Genomic DNA, 12012 nt, shown 5'->3' on the forward strand with positions numbered 1-12012 from the left:
CGAAGGATCACAATTCCACCCCCTGGCCGACGCCCGGCTGCGTATTGCGCGTCGCATCCTGCGGACGGCGCGCCACCTGACGCGCGATATTCTGCCCGCGTACGCCGCCACGCTCGCGATGCGTCAGCACGATCGCCCCGATCATCGCGACGAGCAGCACGAGCCCCGCGCCTTCGAACACGAACAGATAGCGCGTGTAGAGCAATTGCCCGATCGCCTCGATGTTCGGCACCGCATTGTCGATCACCGCCGCGCGTCGCGACAGTTGCAACCCGCCCGCGCTCCACGCGCCGAACGCGATCATGATCTCGGCCGCCAGCGCGATCGCCAGCACGAGCCCGATCGCCGCATAGCGCGCGAAACCTTGCCGCAATTCGGCGAAATCGATGTTGAGCATCATCACGACGAACAGGAACAGCACCGCGACCGCACCGACATAGACGATCACCAGCAGCATCGCGATGAACTCGGCACCGACCAGCACCATCAGCCCTGCGGCATTGAAGAAGGCCAGGATCAGCCACAGCACGGCATGCACCGGGTTGCGCGCCGTAATGGTCAACGCTCCCGACACGATCACCATCGCGGCGAACAGGTAAAAGGCTATGGCTTGGATCACGGAATCTGTGTGCCCCTCAGAGTTGTCGCGCGCTTAACGGTACGGCGCATCGGCGGCAAGGTTCGCCGCGATCGCGCGCTCCCACCGATCGCCATTGGCGAGCAGTTTCGCCTTGTCGTAGATCAGTTCCTCGCGCGTTTCCGTCGCATATTCGAAGTTCGGACCCTCGACCACCGCATCGACCGGGCATGCTTCCTGGCACAGGCCGCAGAAGATGCACTTGGTCATATCGATATCGTAGCGCGTCGTGCGGCGCGATCCGTCGTCACGCGGCTCGGCCTCGATCGTGATCGCCTGCGCCGGGCACACAGCCTCGCACAATTTGCACGCGATGCAGCGTTCCTCGCCGTTCGGATACCGGCGCAGCACATGCTCGCCCCGGAAGCGCGGAGAGATCGGGTTCTTCTCAAACGGATAGTTGATCGTCGCCTTCGCCTTGAAGAAGTATTTCAACGTCAGGGCATGCGCCTTGACGAACTCCCACAATGTGAACGCCTTGACGTACTGACCGATGCTCACGAGCTGGCCTCCGATTTGGTAACGACCTTGTCACGACACACGCCGTCGGTCGGATATTGCGGACGCTGGGCGTCGTAGAAGCCCGTCGCATATTGCTTGAGATACACGCGCTCCGCCGGGCTGCACTCGGTGCCGACGCGGGTCAGCATCAGGAAGCCGGACACCAGGAAAACCCAGAACAGCGACAGCGGCAGGAACACCTTCCACCCCAGCCGCATCAACTGGTCGTAGCGATAGCGCGGTACCGTCGCCTTCACCCAGCTGAACGCGAAGAAGAAGAACAGGATCTTGGCGAACAGCCAGATGATCCCCGGCACCAGATACAATGGCGCCCAGTCGAACGGCGGCAGATACCCACCCCAGAAGAGCGTCGCGTTCAGCGTGCACATCAGGATGACGTTGGCATATTCGCCGAGCCAGTAGAGCGCGAATGACATCGACGAATATTCGGTCTGGTACCCGGCGACGAGTTCGCTCTCCGCCTCGGTCAGATCGAACGGCGCGCGCTGCGTCTCTGCCAGCGAGGAGATGAAGAACACGATCGCCATCGGGAACAGCAGCGGGTTGAACGCATAACCGTTGACGAAGCCGTACAGACCCTTCTGCCCCTCGACGATCGCCGTCAGGTTGAAGCTGCCGGTCCACAAGACGATCGAGATCAGCACGAACCCGATCGCGACTTCGTAACTCACCATCTGCGCCGCCGCGCGGATCGCCGAGAAGAACGGGTATTTCGAGTTGGACGACCAGCCCGCCAGGATAATCCCGTACACGCCGAGCGACGACGCCGCGAGCACGTACAGCAGGCCGACATTGATGTTCGCCAGCACCACGCCGACCTGGAACGGCACCACCGCCCACACGATCAACGCGACCGTGAAGGTGATGATCGGCGCGAGCAGGAAGAGCACCTTGTTTGCCGCCGTCGGCACGATGGTTTCCTGCAGGAACACTTTCAGGCCGTCCGCGAACGATTGTAGCAGCCCGAACGGCCCGACCACATTCGGCCCGCGGCGCAGCGCCATCGCTGCCCAGATCTTGCGATCGGCATAGATGATCATCGCCACCGCCAGCATCAGCGGCAACGCGATCACGAGGATGCCGATGATGGTGGAGGTGAACCACGCCCAGCCATATTCCATGCCGAAGGATTGGAAGAACGCGGTCATTTGACCCACTCCAACGTCACCCCGGCGAAGGCCGGGGCCGCCATGTTACGAAGCGCATCCGTGCGGCACGCGATCCCGGCCTGCGCCAGGATGACGATATCGGTGGTCATTCCGCCGCCTCCGCATAATCCTGGCCATGCACCAGTTCGGCTGAGCAGCGCTGCATCGTCGGGCTCGCGCGGCAGATCGCGTTGGTCAGGTAGAAATCCTTGATCGGATACGCGACTTCGCCCGATCCCGTCGCGTCGAGCGCCGGCGGGTTCCACGCGAAGGTCTTGAGGCCCAACGTCGCGAGATCGGGTGTGTCCCCGCTCATCGCCGCACGCAGTTCGTCGATCGTGTCGAACGGCAGCGTCTTGCCCAGCACCGCCGACAGCGCGCGTAGGATCGTCCAGTCCTCACGCGCATCGCCCGGCGGGAACACGGCCCGCTCGCCACGCTGCACGCGTCCTTCGAGATTGACCCAGGTGCCCGATTTCTCGGCATAGCTCGCACCCGGCAGGATCACGTCGGCATGCGCGGCACCCTTGTCGCCATGATGACCGATATACACCTTGAAGCTGTCCGCAAACGCGCCGAAATCCACCTCGTCCGCGCCGAGGAAGAACGCCAGCTTCGGCTTGGCCGCGACGATATCCGCGATCCCACCCTTCTGCGCCCAACCGAGCATCAGCCCGCCATTCCGCGCCGCCGAGAAGTGCAGCACGTTGAAACCGTTCCAGCCATCCCGAACGAGGTTCAGCGTGCTTGCCAACGCCAGCGCCGCGCCGTGCCCGCCCTTGAGCGCCGCGCCGCCGACGATCATCATCGGCTTGGCCGCACCCTTGAACGCTTCCGTCACGGCCTCGGGCAACTTGCCGAGCAGCGCCAGATCATTGCCGAGCCACTCGACCTTGTAGGTCAACTCGGTTTCCGGCCCGATCGCGAAGACCTTGGCACCCTTCTTGATCGCCTTGCGGATCCGCGTGTTCACCAGCGGAGCTTCCCAGCGCACGTTGGTCCCGACCAGCAAGATAACGTCCGCATCTTCCGCACCGGCGATGGTGGTGTTGAAATTCACCGCCGCCATCGAGGACGTGTCATAGGCCATGCCCGTCTGGCGACCCTCGATCAGCGAAGAACCCATTGATTTCAAAAGCGATTTCGTAGCAAACAGCGTTTCGCAATCCAACAGGTCGCCATGGATCGCTGCAACGCTGTCGGCGGCACCTTTGGCAACATCCGCAATCGCCGCAAACGCCTCGTCCCACGTCGCCGCAACCAGCTTGCCGTTCACCCGCACATACGGCTTGTCCAGCCGCCCGCGCACCAGACCGTCCACCGCGTGGCGCGTCTTGTCCGACGCCCATTCCTCGTTGACGTCCTCGTTGATCACGGGAAGCGCGCGCAGCACCTGGCGCCCACGGCTGTCGAGCCGGATATTCGTCCCCACCGCGTCCATCACGTCGATGGTCAGCGTCTTCTTCAGTTCCCACGGCCGCGCCTCGAACGCGTACGGCTTGCTGGTCAGCGCACCGACCGGGCACAGATCGACCACGTTACCCGAAAGCTCGCTCTTCACCGCGTTCTCGAGATACGACGTGATCTGCATGTCTTCGCCGCGATAGATCGCGCCGATTTCCTCCACGCCGGACACTTCCTCGGCAAAGCGGATGCAGCGCGTGCACTGGATGCATCGCGTCATCACCGTCTTCACGATCGGCCCCATATACTTCTCGGTCACGGCGCGCTTGTTCTCGCCGTAGCGAGACTGTCCGCGCCCGTAAGCGACCGACTGGTCCTGCAAATCGCACTCGCCGCCCTGATCGCAGATCGGGCAATCGAGCGGGTGATTGATCAACAGGAATTCCATGATGCCCTCACGGGCATTCTTCACCATCGGCGTGTTGGTGAATATCTCCTGATTGTCGGCCGCCGGCAACGCGCACGACGCCTGCGGCTTGGGCGGCCCCGGCTTCACCTCGACCAGACACATGCGGCAATTCCCCGCGATGCTCAGCCGCTCGTGATAGCAGAAACGCGGGATTTCCTTGCCGGCGATCTCGCACGCCTGCAGCACCGTGGCACCGGCAGGAACTTCGATTTCGACGCCGTCGACTTTGAGCTTAGGCACCAGTCGCTCCCAGCATAGAAGATGCGCGGTACAGTGCGTACGAGACGACCGCTCGCAAATTTACCGAATTCAACTTCATTTCAGTTCCGCCAGTCACGCATGGCCCTAAATCCGGCGTGATCGCCTTGAAGGCTGTCTTTGCTTCCAAAGTACCCATCTTGCTTTCTACGAAACCACGAGCACGATCCGGATCACGACGAACGATACAAAGCCCCAGATCTTCCAGTGCGGTTCGTGGTCGAAAGGAAGTTTTCTCGAGGGCCTCGTCCGACATTCCCTTTAACGAACTCAGATCGACATTCTTCAATTCGGTCCGAACGAACCATTCGGCAGCGCCGCCCGCCTGCAACACCTGGCCGAGTACCAATTGATCAAACTCATTGGCATTACCCAGGCACTCTTCGAACTGGGTACGCAATCTTGCGATTGCCTTGCTCTGCTCGGGCGACACGAATGGGAACGCGAGCGCATTCCTCATGCTCTTACCTTCACGTCGCGCCAAACACTGAGCGAAAGTATTAGCCGCAATAGCCGCAGTCTCAGCATCAAGGCGGCTGACCGAACCGACCGCGCCCGCATTATGGTCGATACGCGTGCCCGTCTTTTGAGCGTGCGCAGGAAGCGCACAAACCGCAGCGACACCCAAAATTCCAAATACAAGGGAAACGTGAGGCCTCACTCCGCCGCCTCCATCATCGGCGCATCACCACCGCCATTCTTGGCGATAATCCGCCGCTCCATCTCCGGCCGGAAATGCTTGATCAGCCCCTGGATCGGCCACGCCGCGGCATCGCCCAGCGCGCAGATCGAATGGCCTTCGACCTGCTTGGTGACCTGTTGCAGCATGTCGATCTCGGAGATGTCCGCGTCGCCGGTGCGCATCCGTTCCATCACGCGCCACATCCAGCCGGTGCCTTCGCGGCACGGCGTGCACTGGCCGCAGCTCTCGTGTTTGTAGAAATACGAGATGCGGCTGATCGCGCGGACGATATCGGTCGACTTGTCCATCACGATCACCGCCGCCGTGCCGAGGCCGGAACCGACCGCCTTCAGCCCGTCGAAATCCATCGGCACGTCCATGATCTCGGCCGCCGGCACCAGCGGCACCGAAGATCCGCCCGGGATCACCGCGAGCAGATTGTCCCACCCGCCACGAATGCCGCCGCAATGCGTCTCGATGAGTTCGCGGAAGGTGATGCTCATCGCCTCTTCCACGACGCACGGCGTATTCACATGGCCGCTGATCTGGAACAGCTTGGTGCCTTCGTTCTTCTCGCGACCGAAGCTGGCGAACCATTCCGGCGAGCGGCGCAGGATCGTCGGCACCACCGCGATCGATTCGACGTTGTTCACCGTCGTCGGGCAACCGTACAGACCAGCGCCGGCCGGGAATGGCGGCTTCAGGCGCGGCTGCCCCTTCTTGCCTTCCAGGCTTTCAAGCATCGCGGTCTCTTCGCCGCAGATATACGCGCCAGCACCCCGGTGGACGAAGACGTCGAAATCATAGCCCGATTTGCACGCATTCTTGCCGATCAGCCCGGCGGCATAAGCCTCCGCCACCGCCGCGAACAACGTCTCCGCCTCGCGGATATACTCGCCGCGAATGTAGATGTACGCCGCGCGCGCGCGCATCGCGAAGCCTGCGATCAGCGCGCCCTCGATCAGCTTGTGCGGATCGTGACGAATGATCTCGCGGTCCTTGCACGACCCCGGCTCGCTCTCATCCGCGTTGATCACCAGGAAGTTCGGCCGGTCCGGCTTCGGTTCCTTGGGCATGAAGCTCCACTTCATGCCGGTCGGGAACCCTGCCCCGCCGCGCCCGCGCAGGCCCGACGCCTTGACCTTGTCGATCAGCCCGTCCTGCCCGATCTTCATCAGATCGGCGGTCTTGTCCCAATCGCCACGCGCCATCGCCGCCTTCAGGTTCCAGGGCTGGAACCCGTATACGTTGGTGAAGATGCGGTCCTTGTCAGCGAGCATTATGCCCACTCCCCCCGATAATCGTGGTTCTCGTCCACCATCGCGGCAAGCGAGGTCGCCCCACCGGTGGGTTCGCTCGATCTGCGGCCGATCGTGGAGCCGGGCTTGGGCGTCTGGCCGGAAGCGAGCGCCTCCAGGATCGCGTTGGTACGATCATAGTCCAGGTCTTCGTAATTATCGTCGTTGATCTGCACCATCGGCGCGTTGGCGCAAGTGCCGAGGCACTCGACCTCGGTCAGCGTGAACAGGCCATCGGGCGTCGTCCGCCCCTTGATCAGACCTTTGTTCTTGCACGCCGCCAGCACATCGTCCGAACCCGCCAGCATGCACGGCGTCGTGCCGCAGACCTGCACATGATAGCGGCCGACCGGCGCCAGATTGAACATCGTGTAGAAAGTCACGACCTCATACACGCGCATGTACGGCACCCCGATCTGGCGCGCGACGAATTCGATCACCGGCACCGGCAACCAGCCCTGGGTCTGCGTTTCCGCGCCGACCTGCCGCTGGGCGAGATCGAGGAACGGGATCGACGCCGATCGCTCGCGCCCCTTGGGATAGCGCCCGAGTATCTCGTTCGCCTTCTTCTGGTTTTCCTCGGTCCACGCAAACGCGCCCCAGCGCGCGCGGGTCTCGGCCTCGTCGGGGATTTGGGGTGCTTCAGCCATTGCTTCGCTTCATTTTCGAAATCGCGATCTCAGAAACATAGAGCGCGAACAAAACCACCAGGAACCAACCAGCAAATGACGAAAGCTTAACATTGCCATCGATGAGCAATGCGGCAGCGAGCGCCCCGATGGTCGCAGCAACCAAATTAACAATGTGGACCTGACGCATCACCGGTCGCACTCCCCGAACACGATATCCATCGCGCCCAGGATCGCCGTTGTGTCCGCCAGCATGTGCCCCTTGGCCATGAAGTCCATCGCCTGCAAATGGCTGAACGCGGTCGGGCGGATCTTGCAGCGGTACGGCTTGTTGCTGCCATCGGCGACCAGATACACGCCGAACTCGCCCTTCGGGCTTTCGGTCGCGACGTACACGTCGCCCGCCGGCACGTGGAAGCCTTCGGTATACAGCTTGAAGTGATGGATCAGCGCTTCCATCGACCGCTTCATCTCGCCGCGCTTGGGCGGCACGACCTTGCGATCAAGGCTCGCGATCGGCCCGTCCGGCATTTCGTTCAGGCATTGCTTCATGATCCGCGCCGACTGGCGGACCTCCTCGACGCGCACCATGAACCGGTCGTAGCAATCGCCGCGCGTGCCGACCGGCACGTCGAAATCCATCTTCGCATAGACATCGTATGGCTGCGACTTGCGCAGATCCCACGGAATGCCGGATCCACGAATCATCGGGCCGGAAAAGCCCCATTTCACTGCATCGTCACGGCTGACCGTGGCGATATCCACATTGCGCTGCTTGAAGATGCGATTGTCCGCGACGAGCGAAATCGCATCCTCGAACAAACGCGGCAGACGGGTGTCGAGCCAGTCGGCGATATCGGTCAACAGCTTCAGCGGCGTATCCTGATGCACGCCACCCGGACGGAAATAGGCCGAATGCATACGCGCGCCGGACACGCGCTCGAAGAAGTTCATGCAGTCTTCGCGGATTTCGAACAGCCACAGGTTAGGCGTCATCGCGCCGACGTCCATCACGTGCGACCCGAGGTTGAGCATATGGTTCGAAATGCGGGTCAGCTCGGCGAAGAACACGCGCAGATATTGCGCGCGGATCGGCACTTCCAGATCGAGCAGTTTCTCGATCGCCAGCACGAAGCTATGCTCCATGCAAAGCGGCGAGCAATAATCGAGCCGGTCGAAATACGGCAGCGCCTGGATGTAGGTCTTATGCTCGATCAGCTTCTCGGTGCCGCGATGCAGCAGGCCGACATGCGGATCGACGCGTTCGACGATCTCGCCGTCCAGCTCCATGACGAGGCGCAACACGCCGTGCGCGGCCGGATGCTGCGGGCCGAAATTGATCGTGTAGTTTTGGATCTCCACATCGCCCGGCGTGGGGTCGGCGGCGTCCATGCGGTGTTCGACCGCTTCGAGATGATCGGCCATTACTTGTCAGCCTTCGGCTTGCGCGGGGCACGCAGCTTAGCAGGCGGCGTATCGCCGGATGCTTCCGCCTTCGGCGTACGCTTGCGCGGCGTCTTCACGACATCCGGATCGGCAGGCTTGGGCTCGGCGTCGGGGGACGCCTTGCCCGCCCCCGTTTGCGCCGGAGCCTCAGTGGTCTTTACTTCCGGCGGTGGTGCCTTGGCCTCGCTCTTGGCGGCATCGGCCTTGACGATTTCGTCGGCTTTCAGCGGTGTCGGAGCACCCTTCGCTTCGGGCAGTTTCGCCTTCTCGTCACCCGGCAAGATATACTCCGCCCCCTCCCACGGGGACGTGAAATCGAACGTGCGGAAATCCTGCGCCAGCTTGACCGGCTCGTACACAACGCGCTTCGCTTCTTCCGAGTAGCGCAGTTCGACGAAGCCGGAGAGCGGGAAATCCTTGCGCTGGGGATGCCCGCGGAAACCGTAATCGGTCAGGATGCGGCGCAGGTCCGGATTGCCCGAGAACAGCACGCCGTACATGTCGTACACCTCGCGCTCCAGCCAGCCCGCGACCGGCCAGATGCCCGTCACCGACGGCACCGGCTTTTCCTCGTCGGTCTGCACATGCACGCGGATGCGGTGATTGCGCGTCAGCGAGAGCAGGCAATAGACCACCTCAAAACGGTCCGCCCGTTCCGGATAATCGACGCCGGCGATCTCCATGAGTTGCTGATATTCGAGCCCCGGCGTGTCCCGCAGCAGGATCATCGTATCGATCAGGCTTTCGCGATCGACCGTGAACGACACCTCGTTAACCGCCTCGAGCGACGACAAAACCTTATTGCCGAGCGCCTTTCCGGCAGCATCGATCACGCCGTCGTTGGACGTGTAAGCGGGCGCGGGCGACCTCACCGTTCGATCGTCCCGACACGGCGGATCTTTCGCTGCAACTGCATGATCCCGTACAACAACGCCTCGGCGGTCGGCGGGCAGCCCGGCACGTAGATATCCACCGGCACGATCCGGTCGCACCCGCGCACGACGCTGTAGCTGTAATGATAATAGCCGCCGCCATTGGCGCACGACCCCATCGAAATGACGTATTTAGGCTCCGACATCTGGTCGTAGACCTTGCGCAAAGCCGGGGCCATCTTGTTGCACAATGTGCCCGCCACGATCATCACATCCGACTGGCGCGGAGACGCGCGCGGCGCAGCGCCGAAGCGTTCGAGATCGTAGCGCGGCATGTTCACGTGGATCATCTCGACCGCGCAGCACGCGAGACCGAAGGTCATCCACCACAGCGAACCCGTACGCGCCCACTGAAACAGCTCTTCGGTCGAGGTGACCAGAAAACCCTTGTCGCCCAGCTCGCTGTTGATGTCGTTCAGGAATGCGACGTCAGGCAAAGTGCCGGTCGCGGGCGCGCCAATCGGCTGGGCCGTAAGCTCTACTCCCATTCCAGCGCTCCCTTCTTCCAGGCATAGATCAGGCCGAGCGCCAGTTCGGCGATGAACACCATCATCGAGCCCCAGGCGAGCCAGCCCAGCTTGAACACGCTCACCGCCCATGGATAGAGGAACGCCGCCTCCAGATCGAAGATGATGAACAGGATCGCGACGAGGTAGAAGCGCACGTCGAACTGGCTGCGGCTGTCCTCGAACGCCGGGAAACCGCATTCATATTCGGTGAGCTTTTCCGCCGTCGGCTTGTGCGCGCCGGTGAAGCGCGCCGCGATCATCGGCAGGAACACGAACGCGCTCGACAGGACGATGGCGACGCCCAGGAAAAGCAGGATCGGAAGATATTGCGACAGGTCGACCAAGGGTTTCTCGCATGTGCGAAGTGGATGGTCCGGGCTTTAGGACGATGGTCTTTGACGGGCAAGGGCGAGTGGCGTGAGAATGACTCGCAACAATCATACAATCGTCACCCCAGCGAAGGCTGGGGTCGCCATGAGGAGAGCGCCGCGTCATCCCCACAGAGATCCCAGCCTTCGCTGGGATGACGGTTGCTGCCTTTACCGCAAAGCCCCGGCCACCAGCTTGTGCAGCTTAGATTGCAGCACGTCGTTCGCCGCCAGGATCTCCTTGCGCGCGAGCATCTGGTCGCCGCCGCGATAGTCGGTGACGAAGCCGCCGGCTTCCTTGATCAGCAACATGCCGGCCGCGACGTCCCACGGCTGCAGGTCCGATTCCCAGAACCCGTCATACCGCCCCGCCGCGACCCACGCCAAATCCAGCGACGCCGCACCGAAGCGCCGAATGCCGGCCACTTCCGGCGCGATCGCCCCGAAAATGCGGCTCCATTGCGCGAAATTGCCATGGCCCAGGAACGGAATGCCGGTCGCGATCAACGCATCCGCCATGTCGCGGCGCGCCGAAACGCGCAGCCGCTCGGACTGCACCCATGCGCCCTTGCCCTTTTCGGCCCAGAAACTCTCGTCGGTCAGCGGCTGATAGACCAGCCCCGCGGTGATCTCGCGCTTGCCATTGGCCAGCGTCTCCTCGACCGCGATCGAGATCGCGAAATGCGGAATGCCGTGCAGGAAGTTCGACGTGCCATCCAGCGGATCGACGATGAAGCGCGGCTTGTTGGGATCGCCGGCAATCTCGCCGCGCTCCTCCATCAGGAAACCCCAATCGGGGCGGGCGTGGCTCAGTTCCTCGAACAGGGTCTGCTCGGCACGCTGATCGGCCATCGACACGAAATCGGCCGGGCCCTTGCGACTGACCTGCAATTGCTGGACCTCGTTAAAGTCACGACGCAGCCGCGGCCCCGCCTTGCGCGCGGCGCGGTCCATGATCGTCATCAGGCCGGAATGGGAAACCATAATCTATCCTTTAAGCCCCTCCCCTTCAGGGGAGGGGTTGGGGTGGGGCCGTGCCGCAAACGCGCGCCACGGGCAAAGCCCGTGTCGTCGGTCGAGCTGCGCTCGCCGGCCGGGCGGCGGATCGGACAAATAGCGTCGCTATTTGACTCGTCCGCTCGGCCTCACTCAGCCCGCCTCACATACGTCTGCTCGTAAACGTCGACCACGATCCGCGTGCCCGCACCGATATGCGGCGGCACCATCACGCGCACACCGTTCTCGAGGATCGCCGGCTTGTAGGAGGAAGACGCCGTCTGCCCCTTCACCACGGCATCGGCCTCGACGATCATCGCCTCGATCGTGTCGGGCAGCTGCACCGAAATCGGGCGCTCGTCCCACAGCTCCATCACCACGTCCATGCCGTCCTGCAGGAACGCCGCGGCGTCCCCCAGAATGCCCGCGTCGAGCGAGACCTGTTCGTAGTTGATCTTGTCCATGAAGGTCAGCGTTTCGCCTTCCCGGAACAGGAACTGGAAATCGACCGTGTCGAGCCGCACGCGCTCGACGCTCTCGGCGGAACGGAAGCGGACGTTGGTCTTGCGGCCGTCGATCAGGTTCTTCATCTCGACCTGCATATACGCCCCGCCCTTGCCCGGCTGGGTGTGCTGGATCTTGACGGTCTTCCAGATGCCGCCTTCATATTCGAGGATGTTGCCGGGACGAATCTCGACCGCGTTGATCTTCATG

At 62.5% G+C, this 12012-nt stretch carries 14 protein-coding genes; all 14 read right to left on the bottom strand.

The features are described 5' to 3' along the window. Window positions 1-7: 7 nt before the first annotated feature. Window positions 8-619: an NADH-quinone oxidoreductase subunit J gene (locus U1738_RS02795; protein ID WP_055778675.1), complete on the bottom strand. Its 612-nt coding sequence runs from the start codon at window positions 617-619 to the stop codon at window positions 8-10. Window positions 620-652: 33 nt separating this feature from the next. Next, window positions 653-1138 (bottom strand): NADH-quinone oxidoreductase subunit NuoI, encoded by a 486-nt coding sequence (gene nuoI, locus U1738_RS02800; protein WP_332787500.1) that lies wholly within the window; start codon window positions 1136-1138, stop codon window positions 653-655. Further along, on the bottom strand, window positions 1135-2307 hold the full coding sequence (gene nuoH, locus U1738_RS02805) for an NADH-quinone oxidoreductase subunit NuoH (protein ID WP_332787501.1): 1173 nt from the start codon (window positions 2305-2307) through the stop codon (window positions 1135-1137). The genes nuoI and nuoH overlap by 4 nt, the downstream gene beginning before the upstream one ends. Window positions 2308-2413: 106 nt before the next feature. Continuing rightward, entirely contained in the window at window positions 2414-4420 is a 2007-nt protein-coding gene (gene nuoG, locus U1738_RS02810; RefSeq protein ID WP_332787502.1) for an NADH-quinone oxidoreductase subunit NuoG, read from the bottom strand. Then, window positions 4413-5099, bottom strand: coding sequence for a hypothetical protein (locus U1738_RS02815; RefSeq protein WP_332787503.1), 687 nt, complete (start codon window positions 5097-5099; stop codon window positions 4413-4415). Before U1738_RS02815 ends, nuoG begins: the two co-directional genes overlap by 8 nt. Beyond that, window positions 5096-6400 (bottom strand): NADH-quinone oxidoreductase subunit NuoF, encoded by a 1305-nt coding sequence (gene nuoF, locus U1738_RS02820; RefSeq protein WP_332787504.1) that lies wholly within the window; start codon window positions 6398-6400, stop codon window positions 5096-5098. Before nuoF ends, U1738_RS02815 begins: the two co-directional genes overlap by 4 nt. Continuing rightward, window positions 6400-7068: a complex I 24 kDa subunit family protein gene (locus U1738_RS02825; protein ID WP_332787505.1), complete on the bottom strand. Its 669-nt coding sequence runs from the start codon at window positions 7066-7068 to the stop codon at window positions 6400-6402. The genes nuoF and U1738_RS02825 overlap by 1 nt, the downstream gene beginning before the upstream one ends. Then, window positions 7061-7240, bottom strand: coding sequence for a hypothetical protein (locus U1738_RS02830; protein ID WP_332787506.1), 180 nt, complete (start codon window positions 7238-7240; stop codon window positions 7061-7063). The genes U1738_RS02825 and U1738_RS02830 overlap by 8 nt, the downstream gene beginning before the upstream one ends. Then, complete coding sequence (locus U1738_RS02835; RefSeq protein ID WP_055778652.1) at window positions 7237-8472, bottom strand: NADH-quinone oxidoreductase subunit D; 1236 nt, start codon at window positions 8470-8472, stop codon at window positions 7237-7239. The genes U1738_RS02830 and U1738_RS02835 overlap by 4 nt, the downstream gene beginning before the upstream one ends. Next, window positions 8472-9365, bottom strand: coding sequence for an NADH-quinone oxidoreductase subunit C (locus U1738_RS02840; RefSeq protein ID WP_332787507.1), 894 nt, complete (start codon window positions 9363-9365; stop codon window positions 8472-8474). The genes U1738_RS02835 and U1738_RS02840 overlap by 1 nt, the downstream gene beginning before the upstream one ends. Next, window positions 9362-9913 (bottom strand): NuoB/complex I 20 kDa subunit family protein, encoded by a 552-nt coding sequence (locus U1738_RS02845; protein ID WP_332787508.1) that lies wholly within the window; start codon window positions 9911-9913, stop codon window positions 9362-9364. The genes U1738_RS02840 and U1738_RS02845 overlap by 4 nt, the downstream gene beginning before the upstream one ends. Then, window positions 9904-10278, bottom strand: a complete 375-nt coding sequence (gene ndhC, locus U1738_RS02850; RefSeq protein WP_055778644.1) for an NADH-quinone oxidoreductase subunit A — start codon at window positions 10276-10278, stop codon at window positions 9904-9906. Before ndhC ends, U1738_RS02845 begins: the two co-directional genes overlap by 10 nt. A gap of 195 nt (window positions 10279-10473) precedes the next feature. Further along, window positions 10474-11286 (bottom strand): inositol monophosphatase family protein, encoded by an 813-nt coding sequence (locus U1738_RS02855; RefSeq protein ID WP_332787509.1) that lies wholly within the window; start codon window positions 11284-11286, stop codon window positions 10474-10476. A gap of 161 nt (window positions 11287-11447) precedes the next feature. Next, window positions 11448-12011: an elongation factor P gene (efp, locus tag U1738_RS02860; RefSeq protein WP_332787510.1), complete on the bottom strand. Its 564-nt coding sequence runs from the start codon at window positions 12009-12011 to the stop codon at window positions 11448-11450. Window position 12012 lies beyond the last annotated feature (1 nt).

It is taken from the genome of Parasphingomonas caseinilytica (genome assembly GCF_036663755.1).
In the GTDB taxonomy this organism is placed as follows: Bacteria; Pseudomonadota; Alphaproteobacteria; order Sphingomonadales; family Sphingomonadaceae; genus Sphingomonas.

Excerpts from the sequence above, each read along its gene's own strand:
- nuoH (WP_332787501.1), bottom strand. The coding sequence starts at position 2,307 with ATGACCGCGTTCTTCCAATCCTTCGGCATGGAATATGGCTGGGCGTGG.
- nuoF (WP_332787504.1), bottom strand. The coding sequence starts at position 6,400 with ATGCTCGCTGACAAGGACCGCATCTTCACCAACGTATACGGGTTCCAG.
- U1738_RS02825 (WP_332787505.1), bottom strand. The coding sequence starts at position 7,068 with ATGGCTGAAGCACCCCAAATCCCCGACGAGGCCGAGACCCGCGCGCGC.
- U1738_RS02835 (WP_055778652.1), bottom strand. The coding sequence starts at position 8,472 with ATGGCCGATCATCTCGAAGCGGTCGAACACCGCATGGACGCCGCCGAC.
- U1738_RS02845 (WP_332787508.1), bottom strand. The coding sequence starts at position 9,913 with ATGGGAGTAGAGCTTACGGCCCAGCCGATTGGCGCGCCCGCGACCGGC.
- U1738_RS02855 (WP_332787509.1), bottom strand. The coding sequence starts at position 11,286 with ATGGTTTCCCATTCCGGCCTGATGACGATCATGGACCGCGCCGCGCGC.
- efp (WP_332787510.1), bottom strand. The coding sequence starts at position 12,011 with ATGAAGATCAACGCGGTCGAGATTCGTCCCGGCAACATCCTCGAATAT.